At 63.9% G+C, this 22309-nt stretch carries 22 protein-coding genes and 3 pseudogenes; 6 read left to right on the top strand and 19 right to left on the bottom strand.

The features are described 5' to 3' along the window. Positions 1-40: 40 nt before the first annotated feature. The 4 genes from AC3RCC_RS10150 to AC3RCC_RS10135 all read right to left on the bottom strand — a co-directional run bounded on the left by AC3RCC_RS10150 (position 41) and on the right by AC3RCC_RS10135 (position 3819). Positions 41-988, bottom strand: a complete 948-nt coding sequence (locus AC3RCC_RS10150; protein ID WP_291635471.1) for a TAXI family TRAP transporter solute-binding subunit — start codon at positions 986-988, stop codon at positions 41-43. A gap of 214 nt (positions 989-1202) precedes the next feature. Then, positions 1203-2021, bottom strand: coding sequence for an SDR family NAD(P)-dependent oxidoreductase (locus AC3RCC_RS10145; protein WP_492258337.1), 819 nt, complete (start codon positions 2019-2021; stop codon positions 1203-1205). A gap of 64 nt (positions 2022-2085) precedes the next feature. Then, positions 2086-2373 (bottom strand): YciI family protein, encoded by a 288-nt coding sequence (locus AC3RCC_RS10140; RefSeq protein WP_291635475.1) that lies wholly within the window; start codon positions 2371-2373, stop codon positions 2086-2088. Positions 2374-2406: 33 nt separating this feature from the next. After that, entirely contained in the window at positions 2407-3819 is a 1413-nt protein-coding gene (locus tag AC3RCC_RS10135; protein WP_291635477.1) for an FAD-binding oxidoreductase, read from the bottom strand. Between the two features lie 227 nt (positions 3820-4046). Here AC3RCC_RS10135 and AC3RCC_RS10130 point away from each other — a divergent pair, with 227 nt between their 5' ends. Beyond that, complete coding sequence (locus tag AC3RCC_RS10130) at positions 4047-4634, top strand: TetR/AcrR family transcriptional regulator (RefSeq protein ID WP_291635479.1); 588 nt, start codon at positions 4047-4049, stop codon at positions 4632-4634. Between the two features lie 51 nt (positions 4635-4685). On the opposite strand, the gene AC3RCC_RS10125 is transcribed toward AC3RCC_RS10130, so the two are convergent. The 7 genes and pseudogenes from AC3RCC_RS10125 to AC3RCC_RS10095 form a co-directional block, all read right to left on the bottom strand. Then, positions 4686-5837 carry an alpha/beta hydrolase gene (locus AC3RCC_RS10125; protein WP_492258336.1) on the bottom strand — a complete coding sequence of 384 codons (1152 nt, stop codon included), beginning with the start codon at positions 5835-5837 and terminating at the stop codon, positions 4686-4688. Between the two features lie 47 nt (positions 5838-5884). Continuing rightward, positions 5885-6307 carry an STY0301 family protein gene (locus tag AC3RCC_RS10120; RefSeq protein ID WP_291635485.1) on the bottom strand — a complete coding sequence of 141 codons (423 nt, stop codon included), beginning with the start codon at positions 6305-6307 and terminating at the stop codon, positions 5885-5887. A gap of 44 nt (positions 6308-6351) precedes the next feature. Further along, positions 6352-6618 carry a BPSL0067 family protein gene (locus AC3RCC_RS10115; protein ID WP_492258335.1) on the bottom strand — a complete coding sequence of 89 codons (267 nt, stop codon included), beginning with the start codon at positions 6616-6618 and terminating at the stop codon, positions 6352-6354. Then, positions 6569-6742, bottom strand: a pseudogene (locus AC3RCC_RS10110) (IS3 family transposase); the annotation flags it as partial. The gene AC3RCC_RS10115 and the pseudogene AC3RCC_RS10110, both read right to left, overlap by 50 nt. A 373-nt stretch (positions 6743-7115) precedes the next feature. After that, positions 7116-8126, bottom strand: coding sequence for a CobW family GTP-binding protein (locus tag AC3RCC_RS10105; protein ID WP_492258334.1), 1011 nt, complete (start codon positions 8124-8126; stop codon positions 7116-7118). A gap of 1 nt (position 8127) precedes the next feature. Then, the gene (locus AC3RCC_RS10100) at positions 8128-8376 is read right to left on the bottom strand and encodes a hypothetical protein (protein ID WP_291635490.1); all 249 of its coding nucleotides are present in this window, start codon (positions 8374-8376) and stop codon (positions 8128-8130) included. Between the two features lie 82 nt (positions 8377-8458). Then, positions 8459-9235 (bottom strand): GntR family transcriptional regulator, encoded by a 777-nt coding sequence (locus tag AC3RCC_RS10095; protein WP_492258333.1) that lies wholly within the window; start codon positions 9233-9235, stop codon positions 8459-8461. Positions 9236-9437: 202 nt separating this feature from the next. On the opposite strand from AC3RCC_RS10095, the gene AC3RCC_RS10090 reads away from it, so the two are divergent. Beyond that, the gene (locus AC3RCC_RS10090; RefSeq protein WP_291635494.1) at positions 9438-10829 is read left to right on the top strand and encodes a dihydroorotase; all 1392 of its coding nucleotides are present in this window, start codon (positions 9438-9440) and stop codon (positions 10827-10829) included. A 75-nt stretch (positions 10830-10904) separates the two neighbouring features. Here the strand turns inward: AC3RCC_RS10090 and AC3RCC_RS10085 are convergent, their stop codons facing one another. The 4 genes from AC3RCC_RS10085 to AC3RCC_RS10070 are packed head-to-tail and all read right to left on the bottom strand — an operon-like array spanning position 10905 to position 14605. Then, the gene (locus AC3RCC_RS10085) at positions 10905-11684 is read right to left on the bottom strand and encodes an ABC transporter permease (protein WP_291635496.1); all 780 of its coding nucleotides are present in this window, start codon (positions 11682-11684) and stop codon (positions 10905-10907) included. Further along, a complete protein-coding gene (locus tag AC3RCC_RS10080) occupies positions 11681-12550 on the bottom strand; it encodes an ABC transporter permease (protein ID WP_291635498.1) in 870 nt (289 codons plus the stop codon). Before AC3RCC_RS10080 ends, AC3RCC_RS10085 begins: the two co-directional genes overlap by 4 nt. Continuing rightward, complete coding sequence (locus AC3RCC_RS10075; protein ID WP_291635500.1) at positions 12547-13635, bottom strand: ABC transporter ATP-binding protein; 1089 nt, start codon at positions 13633-13635, stop codon at positions 12547-12549. The genes AC3RCC_RS10080 and AC3RCC_RS10075 overlap by 4 nt, the downstream gene beginning before the upstream one ends. A 7-nt stretch (positions 13636-13642) precedes the next feature. Further along, positions 13643-14605 (bottom strand): extracellular solute-binding protein, encoded by a 963-nt coding sequence (locus AC3RCC_RS10070; RefSeq protein ID WP_492258332.1) that lies wholly within the window; start codon positions 14603-14605, stop codon positions 13643-13645. A 331-nt stretch (positions 14606-14936) separates the two neighbouring features. Between AC3RCC_RS10070 and AC3RCC_RS10065 the strand changes: the two genes are divergently transcribed. The 3 genes from AC3RCC_RS10065 (at position 14937) to AC3RCC_RS10055 (ending at position 17973) form a co-directional block, all read left to right on the top strand. Beyond that, positions 14937-15905, top strand: coding sequence for a GAF domain-containing protein (locus AC3RCC_RS10065; RefSeq protein ID WP_291635504.1), 969 nt, complete (start codon positions 14937-14939; stop codon positions 15903-15905). Positions 15906-16039: 134 nt separating this feature from the next. Further along, complete coding sequence (adh, locus tag AC3RCC_RS10060) at positions 16040-17557, top strand: aldehyde dehydrogenase (protein ID WP_291635506.1); 1518 nt, start codon at positions 16040-16042, stop codon at positions 17555-17557. Between the two features lie 68 nt (positions 17558-17625). Then, entirely contained in the window at positions 17626-17973 is a 348-nt protein-coding gene (locus tag AC3RCC_RS10055) for a DUF779 domain-containing protein (protein WP_291635508.1), read from the top strand. A 9-nt stretch (positions 17974-17982) separates the two neighbouring features. Here the strand turns inward: AC3RCC_RS10055 and AC3RCC_RS10050 are convergent. Next, a pseudogene (locus tag AC3RCC_RS10050) lies at positions 17983-18746 on the bottom strand (IS5 family transposase). Positions 18747-19101: 355 nt separating this feature from the next. Here AC3RCC_RS10050 and AC3RCC_RS10045 point away from each other — a divergent pair. Beyond that, positions 19102-19203 (top strand): annotated as a pseudogene (locus AC3RCC_RS10045) (carbohydrate ABC transporter permease); the annotation flags it as partial. Positions 19204-19342: 139 nt separating this feature from the next. Here AC3RCC_RS10045 and AC3RCC_RS10040 read toward each other — a convergent pair. Genes AC3RCC_RS10040 through AC3RCC_RS10030 form a run of 3 tightly spaced genes read right to left on the bottom strand, consistent with a single transcriptional unit; the run spans position 19343 to position 22292 of the window. Then, positions 19343-20332, bottom strand: a complete 990-nt coding sequence (locus AC3RCC_RS10040) for a transketolase family protein (RefSeq protein WP_492258331.1) — start codon at positions 20330-20332, stop codon at positions 19343-19345. 3 nt (positions 20333-20335) lie between these two features. Next, positions 20336-21217 (bottom strand): transketolase, encoded by an 882-nt coding sequence (locus tag AC3RCC_RS10035; RefSeq protein ID WP_291635510.1) that lies wholly within the window; start codon positions 21215-21217, stop codon positions 20336-20338. 58 nt (positions 21218-21275) lie between these two features. Then, positions 21276-22292 (bottom strand): substrate-binding domain-containing protein, encoded by a 1017-nt coding sequence (locus AC3RCC_RS10030; RefSeq protein ID WP_291635511.1) that lies wholly within the window; start codon positions 22290-22292, stop codon positions 21276-21278. Positions 22293-22309 lie beyond the last annotated feature (17 nt).

The raw sequence follows: 22309 nt of genomic DNA, 5'->3' as shown, positions 1-22309 counted from the left end.
CCGGGCTTTCAAACCGTCCGCACGGAGCGTCGGGAGCCGGTCACTTCGACGCGACCGTGATGCCCTTTTCCTTGTAGAATTTCGCCGCCCCGGGGTGGAAGGGCACGCCGACATCCTCCGCCATCAGCTTCGGCGTCAGCCCCGCCAGCGCCTTGCTGGTCGCCGCCAGCGCCGGGACATTGTCGGCGATCGCCTTGGTCATGGCGTAGACCTGCTCGGCCGGCAGCTTGCAGGAGGCGACGATATGGGTGGCGTAGCCGATCACCTTCACATCCTCGCCCTGCTTCGGATAGGTGCCCTTCGGCACCGTCACCAGCGTGTAGCCAGGGTTCAGCTTGCGCATGCCGTCGAGATCGGCCGAGAGGTCGAGCAGCTTGACGTCGCGTGCCGAGGCGAGATCCATCACCGCGCCCGAGGGAATGGCAGTGCCGAGCGAGAAGGCCTGCGCATGGCCGTCCTTCACCTGCTCGACCGAGTCCGTATAGGAGACGAAGGAGATCTTGACGTCGCTGTAGCTCATCCCGTGGACCTTCAGCAGCTGCCCGGTGATGAGCTCGCCCGTATTGCCACGCGGCTGGGTGGTGATCGCCTTGCCCTTCAGATCCTTGACGGTCTTGATCCCGGAATCGACCGGCACCAGCATCTGGAAATACTGCGGATAGAGCGAAGCGACATTGCAGATGTTTTCGTGCTTCTTCGGGAATGGCGCATTGCCGGCGAGCCCGTCCACGGTCGAGATCGAGTTGCCGAACCCGACCTCCGCCTTGTTCTCCTCGATGGCGCGGACATTGGCGATGCCGGCGCCCGGCAACGCCTGAACCGCGAGCCCCGGCACCGCCTTTTCCCAGAGATCCTTGAGCTGGCCGCCGAGCGGCACCCAGACGCCGCCTTGCGGCCCGGTCATCAGCCGCATTTCCGCGGCTGCAGCCGGCAGGCTCAGCGTCGCGACGGTAGCCAGACAGAACAGATAGCTCGGTACGCGTGACATCGGTCTTCCTCCCTCGAGCATTCTTCCCTCGGCGCCGCATCTTTGCGCGCGGTCGCTTTCCGATGGCGGCCCGGTCCTTGCGACCACGCCCCCCAGGGACAGAAGCTATCGGCTGAAGCCCGTCTGGCAAGCCCCGATTTCCCGACGGGGCGGCGGTGGAGTTCCCCGGGCCGGCCGATCGTGGCCTCGCCCGGCGCCGCGTTGAGCGCCTGGCCTACCCGAGTGCCGAGCCGAAATTCATCCAATGGGCGGTCGCGAGCCAGCCCGCATCGACCGGGATCGAGGCTCCCGAAACGGCACTCGCCGCATCCGACATCAGGAAGCCGACGACCGCCGCGATTTCCTCGATCTCGACGAGCCGGCCCATCGCCGTCGCCTGCTTGATGGCGCTGTCGTCGCGCAGGCCGGCCTCGATCTTCTGCCGCATGATCGGCGTCAACGTGAAACCGGGAGCGACGGCGTTGACGCGAAGCCCGGCCTGGCCGAACTCACCCGCGGTCAGCGCCGTCAGAGAGCCGAGCGCAACCTTGGTCGGGGCATAAGCGTGCAAAGGCAGCGGGCGACTCTCATTGATCGAGGTGATGTTGACGATCGCGCCGCCGCCGCCGGCCATGATCGCGGCGCCGAATGCGCGCGTGCAGGCCAGCGCCCCGAAATAGTTCACATCCCAGATCCGGCGATGAGCCGCCTCGTCCATCGCCATGAAGGGCGTGACATCCTGGAGCAATCCGGCGGCATTGACCAAGCCTGCAACCGCGACGCTGCGCGCCTTCAGATCCCGCGCGAGCGCATCGACAGCCGCGGAATCGGCAACATCCAGCGCGGCGAGCGAGAGGGCGTCATCTCCCGCCCCGTCTTTCAGGCGCTCGAGGGCGGAGGCGCTGAGATCGGTCGCGATGACGCGCCAGCCATCGGCCAGCAGGCGCTCGACGATTCCGCCGCCGATTCCGCCTGCGGCGCCGGTGACAACGATCGCGGCACCGGCCTCCCGGTGATGGGACATGATCGAACGCTGGTCAATCCTGGCGGACATCGCCTTTTCCTTTCCTGGCCTGCGAACGCTTCGCTTCTGCCCAATTGCGCCGAAGGGCCCTGGCTCAGGCCCCTTCGGGCAGGACCTTGCGCCAGGCCCGCACATCGACGCTCTGGAACAAGCCACCACGGGCATAGGGATCGCCGGCGGCGAACGCTTCCGCCGCCTCCCGGTCCGGGCAGTCGATGACGATCAGGCTGCCGGTCGAGGTCGCACCATCCTCGGCGAGGAACGGGCCGGCGAAGAGAATCTGCTCACGGCGCGGCGCGAGATAATCGAGATGGCTCGGCCGCAATTCGGCGCGCAGCGCGGTTGCTCCGGGTTTGTCGAAGCACAGGATCGCAAACAGCATGACGTCTCCTCGATGGGTTCCAGATTACGGCTCTCAGGCCTCGAAGACCTTGCCCGGATTCATGATCGCATGGGGATCCAGCGTCGCCTTGAGGCGCCGCATATAGTCGACGGTGATGCCGAGCTCGTCGCGCAGGAAGCTGCGCTTGCCCTCGCCGATACCGTGCTCGCCGGTGCAGGTTCCGTCCATGGCGATGGCGCGATGGTTGAGCCGATCAATGAAGGCCTTGGTCCGCGCCATCTCCTCGGCATCCTCGGTCATCGCCATGATCGAGACGTGGAAATTGCCATCGCCGACATGGCCGACGATCGGCGCGACGAGGCCGCTGCGCGCGATGTCCTCATGTGTCTCGGTCATGCAATCGGCCAGCCGCGAGATCGGCACGCAGACATCAGTGGCGATGAATTTCGAGCCGGGCCGGAGCTGCAGGCAGGCCCAGTAGACATCGTGCCGTGCGGTCCAGAGCGCATTCCGCTCGTCCTGGGTCGAGGCATGGTCATAGGACTGGCAGCCGAACTCCTCCGCGATCTGCCCGAAGATCTCGACCTGCTCGTTCACCGCGGCCTCGAGGCCGGAGAACTCCACGAACAGCGTCGGCGTCTCCGCCATGGCGAGCTTCGAATAAGCGTTGCAGGCGCGGATCTGCAAGGCATCGGCCAGTTCGATGCGACCGGGCTGCAGCCCGTAGCGAATGCTGGCGATCACCGCATTGCAGGCGGATGCCAGATCCGGAAAGGGGCAGACGGCCGCGACGACCGCCGGCGGGATGCCGTGCAGCTTGACCGTCAGCTCGGTGATCACCCCGAGCGTCCCTTCCGCTCCGATGAACAGTCGCGTCATGTCGTAGCCGGCCGAGGATTTGCGCGCCCGCGTGCCGGTCTTGCAGACGGTGCCGTCCGGCATCACCACGGTGAGGCCGAGGATATTGTCCTTCATCGTGCCGTAGCGGACGGCGGTGGTGCCCGAGGCGCGGGTCGAGGCCATGCCGCCGAGCGAGGCGTCGGCGCCGGGATCGATCGGGAAATGCAGGCCGGTGGCGCGCAGATGCGCATTGAGGGCCTTGCGCGTCACGCCGGCCTGGACGACGCAGTCCATGTCCTCCTCGTGCACGGCGAGGACGGCGTTCATCTGGCTGAGGTCGAGCGAGATCCCGCCGAACGGCGCGTTGACGCCGGCTTCCAGCGAAGTGCCGGTGCCGAAGGGGATGAGCGGCACCTTGTGCGCCGCGCAGAGCTTCACCACCGCCACGACATCCTCGGTCGAGCGGGCGAAGAAGACAGCATCAGGCACTTCGAGCGGGTGCCAGGAGGTGGCGTTGGCGTGCTGCTCCCGGATGACACTGTTGCGCGTGACCTGCTCGCCGAAGCGATCGGCCAGGGTCGCGATGACCAGCGCGACCGCTTCGTTCGCCTGAACCTTGGGAGCATCTTGCGCCGCGAATGTCATATGCGTCCTCGATCGTTTCGGGCCGACAGCGGGCCGCAGGGCAGCTTTCGTTGCAAAGCGAGCCCTGCACGTTCCTTGCCGGTGAATCGCGCGGCCGGCAGTGCACGACGTGGCTGCGGCGGAGCCGGAGCTGCCTCGCGCGCCTCGCGGCACTTGATTATCTCCGCTTAAAAACTAAACGTTCAGTATTGTAAATAGCCGCGACAGCGGGAAAGGACCTCGAGAGCATGACGCAGTCCGCCGGAACGCGTGGCCGCAAGCGCAGTGCCGCAGCCGAGAATGCGGTGCTGGCGGCGGCCTATGATCTGCTGGCGACGGAGGGGCTGCAGGCCACCACGGTGGAGGCGATCGCCCAGCGCGCCAAGGTCAGCAAGGCAACGATCTACAAATGGTGGCCGAACCGCGCCGCCGTGATCATGTCGGCCTTCCTGCGCGAGGCGAGCAACGCCCTGCCCTATCCGCAGCAGCTCGACATGACGAGCATCTTCGACCGGCTGCACCGCATGGCCGGGGAGTTCCATGGCCCGATCGGCAACATGGTCCGCGCGCTCATCGCCGAAGGCCAGTCCGATCCCGAGATCGCCCAGGCCTTCCGCGAGGGCTATGTACTGGCGCGGCGCCAGGAAGGCGTCGCGATCGTGCACGCGGCCATCGCGGCCGGGCTGATCCGCGAGGCCGATCCCGATGTCATCCTCGATATGCTCTATGCGCCGCTCTATTATCGGCTGCTCGTCGGGCACCAGCCGCTGACCGCGGAGTTCGTCCGCGAGCACGTCACGCTGGCGCTGAACGGCCTGGCGACAGGGAGGGGCTGAGCCAAGCGCCCGGCGATTGCTCGCGGCGCCGGGTCGGCGCGAGGCCTCGGGTCAATCGGCCATCGCCCGCAGGGCGCGCCGAGCCAGGCCGAGGGGCCGCAGCAAGCGCAGGGCGAGCATCTGCGTCGCGATCCTCCGCCCTGCTTCCCGTGTCATCGGCTTGCCGGAAATCGAGCGCAGCGTGGCGAGCGCACCCTCATAGTCGCCGACCTTGCGTTGCGCCTGCGCGAAGCACAACTGGATCGCGCCGACCTCCGGAGCAAGCTCCGCCGCGCGACGCCAGGCCAGGAGTGCGTCGTCGTGTCGCCGCAGCCGAGAGAGCAGAGAGCCGCGAAAATGCCAGCCGAGTTCGGCATCCGGCGCCATCTCGGTAGCCTTCCGCGCGAGCGCCAGGGCTGCCTCGCCTCGCCCGGATTTGAACGCCGCATCGGCAAGCGTCATCAGATAGTGGAGCGAGTGCTTGCGCAGCACCCGCGCGCGGCGGCCGAATGCGGCGCCATCCACCGGCCCTGCGACAATTCCGAGGACAAGTTCGGACAGCAGCCCGCATTCCGACAGATAGGCCGCCGCCGCATGGCCGGCATAGGGCAATGTCAGGTGCTCCGCCGCCATCTCGGCCGCGATCAGCTCGGCATGGAGGCGTTCCGCCTTCATCAGCGGATCGTAGACGATCAGGGCGGGTACGCCGGCCGGGAGCGGCCCCGACAGCTCCGCCAGCCAGGGCGTCCGACGATGGCCGGCCCAACGCTTCTCGAATGGGGCCTTGCGCGGATCGAGGCTGTATTGCGGGGAGAGCGCCAAGGCAGCCGTGGCGCCGACATGGTCCGCGAAACGCAGGGCGGCATAGGCGCCCATGCTCGAACCATAGGTGACGATCCGGGAGAAGCCGCAGGCCGCCTCGCGCACCCGCGTGGTCGCCTCGCGCCAGTCGGGCTCGTGGTACCAGCGGTTGCGGGCATTCACGACATGGATCGCCGAAACGCCGTGCTCGGCGAAGAAGCGCTCGCCGAAGGCATCGCGATCGAGATCGGTCGTGTCGGTATAGGAATCGAAGGTCACGAAGCAGCTCGCACCGCCGCGATCGGCAAGCTTCACCAACAGGTTGGGCGAGCGGTAGATCAGCGAGGGCGATGCCGGCCTCTCCGGCCCGCGTCCATGCGGGCCGGCGGAGGTCGCGAGCGGAAGGCCGGTCGACGGCGACATCTGAGCCGGTCACCAACGCGGCATGTCGGGTGCCGAGGCCGGCATCGTCATTCGCAATCCAGCTTCTCGATCGACGGCATGCCGGCGAAACGCACTCTCGAATAATAGGTGACCGAACAGCGCCGCGTTCCCGGCTGCAGTTCGCGGACCAGCCAAACCGAGGTCCCGGCATACCCGCAGGTGATCCAGATCCGCCGGTCCGAAGCGGCGCCGAAGCGCCAGGTCGAGACCGTGCGGTCCTTCACCTTTCGGGAGATATCGGGCGTCAGAGAAGCCTGCTCCTCGGGCGGGCCGTCGAAAAATGCCAACCTGTTCAGCCGATGCGGCACGGGGTCGCGCAGGACGGTCCAGTCCGGCAGCGACACGGTCAATTGCTGGGCGACCTCCACCTCGGAAGGACATTGCGGGGTGGCTGCCGCCTCGCCAGCGACCAGGCTCGCAAACCCCGCGACAATCAGGATCCGGCGCATCAGCGAACGCCGGTCACCATTCGATCGCCGAAAATGCATTGCCATCATTGCTCAAGCCAGCCTTTTGCCGGAACCCAACGAATCGCGCGGACCCTAGCTTCTCCCCGCGCCTTCCATTGGTCCAGAACCCGGGTTCCAAGGAAATTCTGGCCGAGATGGATCACAGCGCGCTTCCCGCTATTCCCGGCCTGCGGATATTTCCTGTCGACAAAGGTCGCAATCGCAGTACCGATCGCGATATCGCTGCCCTTCTCGACCTTTCGCCCCAGAGATCGGTTTGCGGTGCCTGAAGTGCCTTGCGGATCTCTCACCGCGAACGCCTTCCAGAACGATGCGTATCTTTTCTTCAGCCGAGAACTGCCGCTGCGTCGCTTGCCGGACATCCTCCACGACCTGCTCGGCGGGTGCTTTTTCCGGACCCGATTCCTGTCTTATCTGCGCTCCATGATGGCTGCGATGATCCAGAAATCCTCCCTTCCCGCCCCCCTTAACTGTCTCAAGAGCGCTGACGCCGGACAAGGAAGAGGACGGTCTTTCCCGACTTGCCGACTTCCGGATCAACCTCTGCTTGCCCCGCACCGGTGCTTCGGACGTGGCAGCCGAACTCGCCCGGCCTATCCGCGACTTGTACGCTGGATGAGAGGTCAGGCCAGACCGGCGACATCGACGCCAGTCGAATACCCCTTCCCAGTTCTGTTCTGGAATGGTGGAACTTTGGCGCGCCGCTCAGGATAAACCTGCAAATACCTATGTATTTGAAGTATCGATGCTGCGCTGGTCACGAATTTGGAAAGGCAAAGGGCTGACGTTACGCCGCGGGCGGCAGCGATGTCCGCAGAGAAGGTTTCCGGAATCGCTCAGCCCAGACCAACATCCTCTGCAGACTTTGCTCAACTGCGCTGTACTCGACACCGCGGGTGATGAACACGAGAAAGGAGCGAGAATCCTCAGGGTCAAGCGGCAAATGAGTTGGCGGGTGCATCACATGCTGCACGCCGTGGATGGCTAGCCTCGTGTGGGCGGAGGTGGTGTTGAGCAAGCCCTTCACACGCAGGATGCGGTCGCCATGCGCGTGCAGGAGCGACGAGAGCCAGACCGTGAAGGCCGGCCAGTCGATGCGCTCGGTGAATTCCAGGGTGAAGGAAGTCAGTTCATCGCGATGACTGACCGCCTCCAGCGCGTGGAACCGCGAGCGGCTCGGTGTATCCGGCGAACCATGCCCACCGAGCACAGCCTCCGCATCGAAATCGGTCTCCTGGGCATCGATGAGGCGCAGATCGGGTGCAATCGCACTGACGGCCTTGGCGATCTCCTCGAAAGAACGAGCGTCCCGCATGTCGCGTTTGGTCACCACCACCGTATCGGCGATCGAGACCTGACGGCGGGCCTCCGGCTGCGTTTCGAGATTGCGCAGCCCGGCCACGGCATCGACCACCGTGACCACAGAGGCCAGCCTTACATTGGAACGCAGCCAGGGATCGTTGGCCAGCGTCGCTATGATCGGGGCGGGGTCGGCCAGCCCCGAGGTCTCAAGAATCGCACGGCTGAACCGACGCCCGCCGCGGGCCGCCTGTACCAGGCGGTACATGGCCTGCGCCACGTCGGCCCGGCGGGCGCAGCAGAGGCAGCCGCCGTCGACGAGCTCGATCTGCTCGACGGCATGGACGAAGAGCGTGTGGTCGACGCCGGCCTCGCCGAATTCGTTGACGATGATGCCGGTATCCGCCCCGCGATCCGTCTCGACAAAGCGCCGGATCAGCGTGGTCTTGCCGCTGCCGAGGAAGCCCGTGACGAGGGTGAGCGCGAGCCGATCGTTCATGTCATGCCACCATTTGGTCGGAAGGGATGCTGCCCTTCAGGAAGTCTGGCGCCAAAGGATCGACGGTCATTTTCGAGAGCTCTTCAGCCATTTTCCAGATATCGCTGAGCGTGGCGGCGATCTTGAAGCGCCCGACCGCATCGAACACGGCTATGGCCTCTCCGTCCCAGTCCTCGCAATGCACGCCCTGCTCCGCGAGCAGAGCGTTGAGCAGGTCAAGCCGATGCTTCCGTTCGGCGCGGTAGTGCATGATGTCATCGAAGGGGAAACGGTCGTCACGCAGGCGGGCAAAGTCGCTCCAATGCTCCCCGGCGCCGAAGATCGCGCAAACCTCACACATCGCCGCGATCCTTGATGCTTTCGGTGCCGCCCAAATCCATCCGCATTCCCTGGGAGGGCTCTCGCGCCAGCACTTCGATGACACGCTTGCGGGCGAGCCCGGTATGCGAGGTCGCCAACGTATCGGCACGCTCGCAATCCTGCCCGCGAATTGCTTCTACGAGCGCATCATGCTCCTCGAGGATCCGGCCGAGGTGCTGCGCATAGGCCGCGTCGCTGTCGTAGTAGGAATAGACCATCGCCATCCGCGAGATCCGCAGATTCTCGGTCAGCTGCTGCAGGTAGAACTGCTCGATCCGTGAATTGCCGCAGCCTCGCCCGATCTCGGCATGGAAATCCCAGTTCAGATCGGCCAGCAGCTCCATCTCTCGCCTGTCGGACGCGACCTGGAATGCATCGCGGGCCCGGGCGATACGTGTGAGTTGCTCCTCGCTCCGGCGCGCGGCTGCCCAGCGCGTGGCAAGCCGCTGCATCACGTCGAACGCCTCGAGGTGCTCGCGGATATCCGTCCACTCCATCGGCGCTACCCGCGCGCCGCGGTTCGGAAGCAGCCTGATCAGCCCTTCCCCGGAGAGGCGCACCACAGCCTCACGCAGCGGCGTGCGCGAAATGCCGAGGCGCTGGACGATCTCGGATTCCTCGAAATCGCTCCCCGGCGCGAGCCGCAGCGAGATGATCTCGTCACGCAGGATCCGGTAGGCGAACTGGGCGCTCTCGCCCTTTCCGGGCTTCTCCATTTCCCGCGGAATCCCTGCGGCAGACTTTGACATTCCTGCTCTCCCAATTTTGCATAAACTATGTATAAACAACCACGGTGTCTACAGCGCCGTGTCCGCCCCGGGAAGGCTGGACGGCGCGCGACACTCCGCAGGGCTCCGAGCCAGCGCTCCAAAAGGGGGGCGTGGCCTGTGCCTGAGGCCATGTATCGACCCCGCCCGAACGGATCGGCCGGGTTTTTGGGAGAAGACACGCATGACCCGTCCTTATGATCTCGTCATCGAGAACGGAAGGTTGCACACGCCGTCCAGCAGCTACCAAGCAGATATCGCCATTCTCGATGGAAAGATCGCCGGCATCGGCGCGCACTTCCCGATGGCGGAGAAGCGGATCGACGCGAAGGGCCTCGATATCCTGCCGGGGCTCTGGCACGTCCACTGCCATTTCCGAGAGCCCGGCCATACCTACAAGGAGGACTTCGCCTCCGGATCGAGCGCGGCAGCGGTCGGCGGCGTGACTATGTGCATCGACATGACCAACAATACGCCGCATCCGACCTCGCTCGAGACATTCGAGGAAAAGAAGGAACTGGTCGCGCCGAAGGCCTATGTTGACTACGCACTCTACGGCGGAGGCCTCTACCCCCGGACGGTCGAGGCCCTTGCCAAGGCTGGCGCGCTCGGCATCAAGATCTTCAACACGCGCCATATCAAGGAAGTTTACCCCTACATTACCGAGCTTGGCGTGCTCGACCACGGCATTCTCTACGAGCTCTACGAAGCGACTCGGGATCAGGGCCTGGTTGCCTCGGTGCACCATGACGATCCGGAATGGTGCAAGCGCATCACCTTCCGCGACTTCATCGACAAGGGCCGCACCGACGCGCGCTCCTATCACGATAGCTTCGCCAAGGGGTACATGTACGGCCACGGCATGGTCGCCGGGCTCGCCGCCTCGCTCTATTATGCCAAGCTCGCCGGGGTGAAGCTGCACGTCCTGCACCTCGGCGTCATGCCCGAGGGCGCCAACGAGATGATCCACCATGCCAAGTTCGACCTTGGTCAGGATGTCTCGGCGGAACTCGAACTCGGCACGATGTTCATGACCCGCGAGCAGATGGAGAAGGTCGGCCCGGCCACTTACAACTGGGGCTATGCACCGGAGAGCGGCTGGAAGACGATCGAGAACGGCGTGGCCGATTTCATCGTGCTCGAGCATGCGCCGCACACTTATGACGAGGTTCAGCCCGGCTGGCAGGATATGTTCTCCATCCCGCTCGGCATGACCGGCGCGCAGGAATTCGTGCCAATGATGCTGAATGCGGTGAACGAGGGCCGCCTCACTCTCAATCAGGTGGCGCGCCTCGCCGCAGAAGCGCCGGCCCGCCGCTTCGGCATCTTCCCCCGGAAGGGTGTAACGCAGATCGGCTCCGACGCTGATTTCTCGATCGTCGACATGACGCGCGAGGTGGTCTTCACCAAGGCCGACATGCTCTCCAAGGCCGGGCACACGAGCTGGGAAGGCATGCGGGCAAAGGGGGCGGCAACGCACACCATCGTGCGTGGCAAGGTCGTCGCGCAGGACGGCAAGCTGGTCGGTGAACGGGGCTATGGCCGCTTCGTCCCAGGCACAGCCGCCAGAGCTTGAACAGCGGACAAAGAAAGGGGCCGGCGATAGCGCCGGCCCCTATCTGCTACGGACGAAATGAATAAAAATGCCGCCTCATCGACCCGCGAGCGAGCGGAACAGCGCATAGCGCTTCTCCATGACGAGGCAGATCACTGCGGTGGCGATGATCACGGCCGCGCTTGCCGCCGCCACCGAAGGTTCCGCCAGGTTCTCCATGCGGCTGAAGATCACCACCGGCAGCGGGTTGTCGCCCGGCTGCGAGACGAAGACCGACACCACGATGTTGTTGACCGAGGCCAGGAAGGCGAAGAGCCCGCCGGAGATCAGCCCCGCCTTCATCATCGGAATGGTAACGTGCCAGATCACCTGCCAAGGTTTCGCTCCGTGGATGGCGGCGGCACGCGGCAGCGAGGTGTCGTTGAGCGACAGGCTCGCCAGGGCGGAGCGAAGCACGTAGGGAACGGCGATAACCGTATGGCCGATGACGAGCCCGACCTCATTGAGCAGGCCGAGCTGGGTGAAGAAGACGAGAAACGAGAACCCCGTCAGCACGAGCGGCACGCTGAGCGGCGAAGTAAAGATCGCAGCCAGGAGGTTGCGCCGCACCGGCGGCTGGCGGCTGAGGAAAATCGCCGCCAACGCGCCAGAGGGCACTGAGATCAGCACCGCCAGCACGGCCACGCGCGCAGTCACCACGAAGCCGTTCACCATGTCGGGATCCTGGATCATCACGTTCCACCAGCGCAGGGAGAGCCCTTGCGGTGGGAAGCTGAGATAAGCGCCGGCCGTTAGCGAGGCGCCGATGACCATCAGGATCGGCAGCGTCAGCGCAGCATAGACCAGCCATGCCAGGAAGCTCATGAAGCGCGTCACCGAAGTTTCTCCCAGGGCATCCAGCGCTGAGCCGTGACCGAGAGCACCCAGCTGCAAGCGAGCGTGACGACAAAGAGCAGCAGCCCCAGCGCCGCCGCGCCCGGCCAATCGAAGAACTGCACGGTGAACTGATAGATCAGCAGCGGCACGACATTGACGCGTCCTCCACCGATGAGGAAAGGGATGACAAAGGCCGCCATACTCAGGGCGAAGACGATCAGCCCTCCCGCCAGCACGCCCGGCAAGCTGAGCGGCAGGATGATCCGGGTGAAGATCTTCGTCTCCGTCACGCCGTGGATCCGTGCGGCACGCGCCAGGTTCGGATCGATGTTCTCCAGCGCCGCAAAGGTGGTGAGGATGACGTAGGAGATATGGCTGAACACCGTCACGATAACGACGCCCGTCGTCGTGTTCATCAGGCGGATCGGTTCCGAGATCAGCCCCGTGCCAAGCAGGACCGAGTTCAGGATGCCGTTGTTGCCGAGGATCAGCACCCAGGCGAAGGAGGCGACAACGAGGCTGACCATCAGCGGGAGCAGAACGATCAGCGTAAACCAAAGACGCGCCGTCCCCGATCGCAAGCGATGCAGGTGCCAGGCCACCGGAAAACCAAAGACCATGCTCAGAAGCGTCGCGGCGGCCGAAATGCCGACCGTGCGCAGAAACGCGGCGATGTAGTTTCCGTCGCCGAGAAAGCGAGGGAAATTGGCGAGGGTGAGCCCGCTGCCGATCAGCGTGATGGGATCGTAAGGTCTGAATGCCATCGCGAAGACGACGGCGAGCGGGACGACGAAGAACCCACCGATCAGCACGGTGATCGGCAGCGCGAGCACGCTGCCCTTGAAGGCCCGGGCGAGCGCGCTCACGGTGCCTTCTCCGGCGCGAACGCCATCCAGCGGGGCCGCTCGATCGAGAGCCCGACACGGTCGCCGATCTCGGGAAGGAAATCCTGCTGCGCGCTGGGCTGGGCCTGAACCTCCTGCCCTCCCGGCAGGGCGATCACATAGCGGATCACTGAGCCGACGAAGGCACGGCTGACCACGACGCCTTCGATCGAACCCTCCCCGGCACCCGCCGACCGGATGCCAACGCTCTGCGGTCTGACCGCCAGTTGCAGCCTGGCATTCGGATGCATCCAGGGCGCGCGCGCGATCTCGACCTGCGTCGCGGGATCGATGCGGACGAGCGCCGCCTCCCCCGAAAGCGCCTCGACATTGGCATCGAGGAAGGACGACTCCCCGATGAAGGACGCAGCGAACAGGCTCTTGGGTGCTTTGTAGAGCTCCTCGGGACGCCCAGCCTGCTCGATATGTCCGCGGTTCATCAGAACGATGCAGTCGGACATGGTCAGGGCTTCTTCCTGATCATGCGTGACGTAGAGCGTTGTGATCCCGACCTCCTGCTGGATGCGCCGGATCTCGACCTGCATCTCGCGGCGCAGCTTTGCATCGAGGCTGGAAAGCGGCTCGTCCATCAGCAGGACCTTCGGGCGTACCGTCAGCGCCCGCGCAATGCCGACACGCTGCTGCTGGCCGCCCGAAAGCTGGCGTGGATACCGATCCGCCAGCGCGCCCAGCTTCACCATCGCCAGCGCCTCGCCGACGCGCTCGGCGACCTCCGGTTTCGGCACGTGCTGCATGGCGAGGCCGAAGCCGACATTCTCCGCGATCGTCATATGCGGGAACAAGGCATGGCTCTGGAACACCATGCCGAGCTTGCGACGATAAGACGGCGTGCCCAGCATGGACACGCCGTCGATCTTGACATCGCCGACATCGGGAGCCTCGAAGCCGGCGACGATGTTGAGCGTCGTGGTCTTGCCGCACCCTGATGGGCCGACGAGGGAAATGAACTCCCCTCGCCCGGCGCTCATCGATATGTCGCTGAGGACGGTTGCAGCCCCGAACGATTTGCGCAGGTTCAGGATCTCGAGCGACATGCAATCAGACATACCCGCCTCAGCCCTGGATCTCACGCTGCCAGCGCTCGCTCAGAGCCACGCGCTGACGGTTATATTCGATCCACGACACCTGCGCCGCGGCGGCGCTGATCTCGGGCGTGACCGGGAACATGGCGGCGAATTCCGGGCTCAGCTGCACCTTCGGATTGGACGGCACCATGAAATCCGTCTCGGCCAGCACCTTCTGATACTCCGGCGAAAGCATCAGCTCGGCCAGGAGTTCCGCTTCGCGCCGCGCCGGCGCATTCTCGGGAATGGCGAGGAACTGCGAGAGCGCAACGGCGCCGTCGGTGGGCGCCTTCCAGCGGATCGGCATGCCCGCTGCGGCTGCCTGAAGAGCGCTGAGCTGGGGAGCGAAGGCGAGCCAGATCTCCTTCTGCTGGAAGAGCTGGATGAGCTGCCCGAGGGGCCCGATGAAGGTGCGCACGTTCGGGCGCAACTGGGCGAGCTTGGCGAAGCCGGCATCGAAGGACTGCGCAGGGTTGCCGCCTGCCAGCTGCGTGGTGCGCTCAAGCGTTACATAGGCAAAGGTGTTGGTGAACTGCGGCAGCGCGATGCGGTTCTTGAACTCCGGCTTCCACATATCGAAGAACGCGCCGGGAAGCTGCACACCGGCCGCCTTCAGCGCTTCCTCGTCATAGCAAAAGCCCGTCAGATAATTGAACAGCGACACGCCGCGCCCATCGGCATCGCGGAACTTCTCGGGAATGGCGTTGACGTTCGTGATCGCGGTCGTGTCGAGACGCGCCCACAGGCCGACATCCTTGCCTTGCTGCCAGGGGCCCTGGTCGAGCGTGAACAGGCTGATCTGTGGATTGGCGCGCTGGCCGATGGCGCGGGCCAGCGCTTCGGCGCTCAGCATGGAAGAAGCGGCAACGTCAATGCCGTGCAGTTCCTTCATCTTCGGCACGACGTAAGCGTCGAAGGAGCGCTTGTAGATGGCCGAGACGACAACCGCCAAACGCCGGTTCTGCGCGAAAGCCGGACGGGAGATCGTCGCTGCAACCGCGGCCCCCCCGAGCAAACCTCCCATCTGGCGTCGGCTGAATTTCGTTGTGTGCGAACCCATTTGGCATTCCCCATCTTATTTTGCATGCCCCACTGACCGAAAGGTTCGCGAGGACACACTCATGTTGCGCAGAGCCGATGCCGCAACGTCTCCGGATCGGTCCGCGATCCTCGACGATGGGCGGGCTATGACAATCGTTTTATACACCATTTATGCAAAATGAAAACGGGGCATGATATTCCGAGTTGAACAGGCCAATCTGGCGCCCGGCAAGGAGGTCGCGATGACCAAGGCAGAGGCAGTGTGGCATGCTGACAGGGTTCATTCCGCCATCCGGTCGGGCGAAGCAGTCAACTCTGCGCTCGTCGCATCCTGGCAAAGGTCAGCGAGCCTTCATCGGCTCGACCCGGCCGAGCGGCGCAGCCCGAACCGGCTGAGCGAGGCAGAGCTTGGCGCGGCGAAACGGCCGATGGAGCTTATGCTGAGAGCGGCGCAGGCAAGCCTTGACCGACTTTATAATGCGGTCGGCGCGATGGGCTGCTGCGTGCTGCTCGCCAATCACGACGGTGTACCGCTCGAACGGCGCGGCACTGCCGGCGACGACGAAACCTTCGAAAAGTGGGGGCTGTGGCCCGGCTCGGTCTGGAGCGAGGAGAACGAGGGAACGAACGGCATCGGAACGTGTCTTGTCGAGCAGCGCACGCTCACGATTCACCGGGATCAGCACTTCTTCACACGCAACACGCTACTCTCGTGTACGACCGCCCCAATCCATGACCACGAAGGCAACCTCGCCGGCGCCCTCGACGTGTCCTCGTGCCGAACCGATCTCACGGAAGAGCTGGTCAACCTCATCGCGATGGCCGTGGGGGATGCGGCACGCCGCATCGAAGTCGAACATTTTCGCCTAGCGTTCCCTGGCTCTCGCATCGTCGTGGCTCCCGCCGCGAAATGGCACCTGAACTGCTTGCTCGCGCTCGACAAGGACGATCTTGTAGTCGGAGCCACCCGGGCGGCAAGGCAAGCGTATCGCCATCGTGACGGACTGACGGGCAGACCTTTTCCGTCGAGCGAGGAAGACCTCTGCGAGACGCGGTTCGGTGAAGAACTCAAGAACGCCGAGAAAGGGATTCTTGAACGTGCCCTGTTCCGCTCCGGCGGCAACGTCACTGCGGCGGCCCGTGAGCTACGTGTTTCGCGCGCCACGCTACACCGCAAGCTGAATAGGCTCGGGATTGGGCGGCCAGACTGAAGTATTGCGCTGCACAGTGTCGCAAAGATGCGACGGTTTGGCGGGGTCTCTCGGATTCTGAGGGCTGACAGCCGCCAAGGAGCGTTCAGACTCTCCTGAGGACGCGGTTTCAGCGTCGAGCAAGGGAGATTTGCATGAACAGGCCGGAATTCACCCGTTCGTCCGGGGCGCCTTTCAGGGCGCGCTACGGCAACTTCATTGGCGGCAAATGGGCGGAGCCGCTGAGCGGGCGATATTTCAAGAACCATTCGCCGGTCAACGGCCAGTTGCTCTGCGAAGTCGCCCGCTCCGACGCCAAGGATGTCGATGCCGCGCTCGATGCCGCGCACGCCGCCAAGGATATCTGGGGACGGACCAGCCCAGCCGAGCGCTCCCTGCTGCTCAACCGCATCGCGCAGGTGATGGAAGACAATCTCGACCTGCTCGCCCGAGCCGAAACCTGGGATAACGGCAAGCCGATCCGCGAGACGACCGCCGCCGATCTGCCGCTCGCAATCGACCATTTTCGCTATTTCGCCGGCGCCATCCGCGCGCAGGAAGGCGGCATCTCCGAGATCGACCACGACACTGTCGCCTATCATTTTCACGAACCACTTGGCGTCGTCGGCCAGATCATCCCCTGGAACTTCCCCATCCTGATGGCAGTGTGGAAGCTCGCGCCCGCGCTGGCCGCGGGCAACTGCGTCGTACTGAAGCCAGCCGAGCAGACCCCGGCCTCGATCCTCGTACTGGCCGAACTGATCGCCGACATCCTCCCGCCGGGTGTGCTGAACATCGTCAATGGCTTCGGTCTCGAGGCCGGCAAGCCTCTGGCCTCGAGCAGCCGCATCGCCAAGATCGCCTTCACCGGCGAGACGACCACTGGCCGGCTGATCATGCAGTATGCCAGTCAGAACCTGATCCCGGTGACGCTGGAACTCGGCGGCAAGTCCCCGAACATCTTCTTCAAGGACGTGGCGGTCGACGACGACGACTTCCTCGACAAGGCGATCGAGGGCTTCGTCATGTTCGCGCTCAACCAGGGCGAGGTCTGCACCTGCCCCAGCCGCGCGCTGATCCATGAAAGCATCTACGACCGCTTCATCGAGAAGGCACTGAAGCGGGTCGAGGCGATCCAGCAGGGTGATCCGCTCGATGCCGCCACCATGATCGGCGCGCAGGCCTCGTCCGAGCAGCTCGAAAAGATCCTGAGCTATTTTGATATCGCCCGGAAGGAGGGCGCTGAAGTGCTGACCGGCGGGGCGCGCAACGAGCTTCCGGGCGATTTGGCCGGCGGGTACTACATCAAGCCGACGGTTCTCCGGGGCCACAACAAGATGCGCGTCTTCCAGGAGGAAATCTTCGGGCCCGTGGTCTCCGTCACGACCTTCAAGGATGACGAGGAAGCGCTCTCCATCGCCAATGACACGCTCTACGGCCTGGGCGCCGGCGTGTGGACGCGCGATGGCAACCGCGCCTATCGCTTCGGCCGTGCGATCCAGGCGGGTCGCGTCTGGACGAATTGCTACCACGCCTATCCGGCTCACGCCGCCTTTGGCGGTTACAAGCAGTCTGGCATCGGGCGTGAGAACCACAAGATGATGCTCGATCACTACCAGCAGACCAAGAACATGCTCGTCAGCTACTCGCCGAAGAAGCTCGGCTTCTTCTGACGACCACTTCCACTGAGCCGCGCGGGCCCACGGCTCGCGCGGCGCGCCTTTCCAAAGGGCAGGAAAGCATGGCTATAGCTTCATTGGAACGCGTTTCGGCGACACCGGCCGCCGAGGAGCTTCTGCGCGAGATCATCGCCGAACATGGCCCGGTACTATTCCACCAGTCGGGGGGCTGCTGTGATGGTTCATCCCCGATGTGCTATCCGCGGAACGATTTTATTCTCGGCGATCACGATGTCCGGCTCGGCACGATCGGCGAAACACCATTTTACATCGGCGCACCGCAGTTCGAGGTCTGGAAGCATACACGTCTGACGCTCGACGTCGTGCCGGGGCGCGGCGGCATGTTCTCACTCGATAATGGGCGTGAGCGTCGCTTCTTCGTCCGATCGGACCTCTGCTCGATCGACTAGGCTCGGGACTCAATCACACCAGAAGGTGATTGCAGCTGCGATGAAGACGCCTGCCATGAAGTTGGTGGCGAGCTTGTCGTAGCGGGTCGCGATGCGGCGCCAGTCTTTCAGCCTGCACCAGAGGCGTTCGACGAGGTTGCGGTTGCGATAGGCGTTACGGTCGTAAGGGATCGGGGCCTTGCGGCTGCGCGTAGCGGGGATGACAACCTCGGCACCCTGCTGCTGGATCGCGGCACGGATGGCATTGGTGTCATAGCCGCGGTCGGCGATCAGCTTGTCGAAGCGACCGCGCGCCGCTTCGATCAGAGCTGGTGCCATCGTCATGTCGGACGTGTTGCCCGGCGAAATCAACAGGATGCGCGGCCGTCCGGCGAGATCGGTCAGTCCGTGGATCTTGCTGGTACGTCCGCCGCGCGAGGTGCCGATGCCTTGTACGAAGGCCCCCCTTTTGCGCCGGCCGCCGAGCGGTGGACCTTGATGCTGGTGGAATCGATCGCGACCGCACCCCACGCGCCGCTGTGGCCGGTCAACGCCTCGAACACCGCAAACCAGACGCCCTGTCGGCTCCAGCGGTGAAAGCGATTGTAGATGGTCGTGTAGGGGCCATACTCCGGCGGGCAATCGCGCCAGCGCGCCCCGATCCGCAGCATATGCACGATCCCCGAGATTACCCGGCGATCATCCACACGCCGGGCTCCACAGCGACCGCGCGGCAGAAACGGCTCGATCCGCTCCCACTCCGCATCGCTTAACCAAGTCAGCGACTTGCCCATCCATGCCTCCACAACAGCAGAGACTTTGAATCAGCCGAGCAAACCAACCGCAACCCGATTGAGTTCAGAGCCTAGTCGGCAGCGGGAGTTCCGGCACGGCACCCGTTGATTTGCTGCCGAGCGAGGAATTGGCGCATGTGCCGGTGCGATCCCCAATATCGTCGCCAAACCTGTGAGCAGGCATCAGGCTCCGTTGGTTACCTGGAGAACGGGCCCGACCTGCTATACGACGCAGGAGGTCGAAAAGCGCAGCGCGCGGTGAAGAAGAGCTTCGAGGCCTATGGCTACCGCCGGATGCAGGCAGCGCGGCGGCACCGCGGGTTTGTCGTGAACCACAAGAAAAGCCTCGGACAAGCTGCCGGCCGCGCTCGGTAATTTGCTCTCGGCGGATGTCTCCCCTTGGGAACTGCTTATGACCACCGGGCTGCTCTATGCGCTCCCGCCGGCCGCGATCTAATATACGTTTCACCGCTACATGGTCTCTGGCCTCACCACGAAGGCCGTGAAGAGCTAAACCAACAGGTAAAAAAGGCGGCTCCGTCAGAGCCGCCCCTTCACATCTCGAGGAGCTCGTTGGCTCCGCCTGAACTCGTTCGTCAGGCCTTACGCTTGTTGAGAGCCTCGACAACGACCTGCTCGATCCCGGGGGCGTCGAGCTTGTAGTGGCTGTAGAGGTGCGTCGGCGGGGCAATGAGGCTGTATTCGTCATAGATGCCGTGCCTCACAAGCGGGACCCCAGCGCCTTCATCGGCCATGACCTCGGCCACCGCTGAGCCCAGACCGCCGAGAACGTTGTGCTCCTCAATCGTCATGATGATCTTGGAGCGCGCCGCGGCGCGAAGAATGGCTTCCCGGTCGATGGGCTTGACCGTAGCCATATCGATGACGCCGATCGAGCGGCCTTGAGCATTCAGGCGCCGGGCAACCTCAAGCGACGGATGAACCGGCAGACCACAGGCGATGATCGTCAGCTCGTCCCCCTGCATATGCTCGATCGCCTTGCCAATGGTGAACGGAAGCCCGTTCTCATAGACATCAGGTTCCCGGCCTCGACCGATCCGGAAATAGATCGGCTGATCCCAATCGACCGATGCCTTGATCGCCGATGCCAGCTGGGGGCCGTCCGCGGGCGAGATCACCGTCAGGTCGGCAATTGCCCTCATCGTAGCGATATCCTCGGTGGCGTGGTGCGAGGTACCGTAGAAGCCCAGTGAGATGCCGGTATGGTGTCCGACCAAGCGAACCTTCTGAGCGCAGTAAGCGACGTCCATGCGGATCTGCTCGCAGCACAGCAGGCCGAGGAAGGACGCGAATGTGGCGACGAAAGGCATATGGCCCGTCGTCGCCAGGCCCGCCGCAGCCGTCACCATATTCTGCTCGGAAATGCCGAACTGGATGTAGCGGTCGGGGAACCTGTCGGCGAACTTGTTGAGGCCGTTCGAGTACTGCAAGTCGGCCGCGCCAGCGATGACGGGGTGCCCCGCCTCGACCAGATCGATAAGAGCGTCCGAGAAGAAGTTAAGACCGGGATTGGCCGCGTTCAGCGCGCGATATTGCCAGGAATTGGGAGACTGTGGCCCGTTCATTGGTTAGATCTCGCGGTTCTTGATTTCAGCGATGGCGCGTTCGGCGTCCGCGGGATCGAGATAACCCAGGTGCCAACCGGGCTCGGTCTCCATGTAGGAGACGCCCTTCCCTTTGAGCGTTCGCGCGACGATGCAGACGGGCGTCCCCCTCTCGGTGTCTTCCTGGACCTGACGCAGCAGCGCCGTGAGCTCTGGAAGGTTGTGTCCGTCCACCTCATGGGTCTCCCACCCGAAGGCGCGCCACTTGTCGGCGAGCGGCTCAATTCCCATGACGTCGTCGACTGCGCCGTCGAGCTGGAAACCGTTGCGGTCGACGATGGCGACAAGACGCGACAGCTTGTGATGCGCGGCGAAGGTCGCCGCTTCCCAAACCTGTCCCTCCTGCATCTCGCCATCGCCGAGCATGACGAAAACCGAAAACTCCCGGCCTGAAAGCTTGCCTCCGAGCGCCATCCCCGCGCCGGCAGAAAGCGCATGACCGATCGAACCGGAGCTGAAATCGACACCCGGAACCTTGCGCATGTCCGGATGGTCGCCGAGAGGGTTGCCCAGACGCGTATAGCCGTCGAGCGTTTCCTTGGAGATGTATCCGTATTCCGCCAGGATCGGGAAAAGGCCGACCGCGGCATGTCCCTTCCCCATCAAGAAGCGGTCACGATCCGGCCAATCCGGCTCTCCGTGACGCAGAGACATGACGTCGTAATAGAGCGCAGCGAAGATCTCCGCGGCGGAGAAGACTGAGCTGTAGTGCCCGACCTTCGCAATCTCGATAAGCCGGATTGTTTCCAGGCGGACAAAGCGGGCCTTCTCGCGCAGCCGCGCAAGTTCTGACGCGGTTAGAACGGGCGCGTTTTTACGCGCACTCGCAGCGGAGAGTGCTGTCATCGGCGATACCTCGATTTTTGAAGAAAGGCGACGCCGCACGTGGCGTCGCCATACTAGGTCAGAGATTCAGTTGTGACTTGAACGGCTTCATCTGGTTAGTCGACGGATCCCAAATTTCAGTGACGTTTTCTTTGGTGATCAGCGGCGACTGGAACAGGATTTCCTTCGGTACCTTCTCGCCTTGCAGAATCTTGGCGGCGACCTCGACGCCCTCCACGCCCATGGGCGTGTATTGCCAGGTGCCATGGAGATCGCCGGCATGAATCGCGGCCATGACTTGCGGCTGGATGCCGTCATACCCCGTGATCATCATGCCTTTGCTGCGACCGGCTTCCTTCGCTGCCTGAAGCGCACCAAGCGCCATATCGTCGTTGTTGCAGTACACGCCGTTGATCTGGCGTTGGGCCTGGAGGAAGTCCTCCATCTTCCGCAAGGCCTGCGAGCGCTCGTAGTTCGCAACCGCATGGCCGACGATCTGGACACCGGCCTTCTCGATCTCTTCGCGCCAGCCCTTGCTGCGCTCCTGGTTCACGACCGAGCCGGTCTTCCCTTCGATCTGAACGACCTTCGCGGATTTCCCGAGCTTGTCGACATAGTATTTGCCGGCGCTACGCGCGGTGCCGAGATTGTCCGCTGCCAGACGGCAGGTCCAGTCGGAATCGCCAGCCAACGACGACGAGAGAACAACAAGCGGAATACCTGCCTTGTTGATCTCCTTGATCGCCGGCGTGATGGCCTCGGCGTAGTAGGTTGAGACGATGATGAGGTCCATTCGGCGGGTGACCAGATCCTCGAGATCCTGCACCTGCTTCGTGGGCTTGTCGGCTGCATCGGCCACCGTGAGATCGAAGCCAAATCGCGCTGCCGTTTCAGTCACGCCACGGCGTTGCGCGACAAGCCACTCGATCGTCGAGAAGCTCATCGAGTAACCGATTTTCTTGCCGGCGAGCTTGGTCTGCGCGTAACTCGATCGCACCACGAGAGGCGACGCGATCAGAGACAATCCGGCCAGTGAAGCGCCACTTCTCAGAATGCCGCGACGTGTCGGCGCAATAATCCCGTTCTTTTTTTCCATGATAGTTCCTCCCGTTG

The organism is Allobosea sp. GW823-FHT01F03 (genome assembly GCF_058798075.1).
The sequence above is the reverse complement of the archived record's forward strand: the minus strand, read 5'-3'. Positions and strand labels throughout refer to the sequence as shown.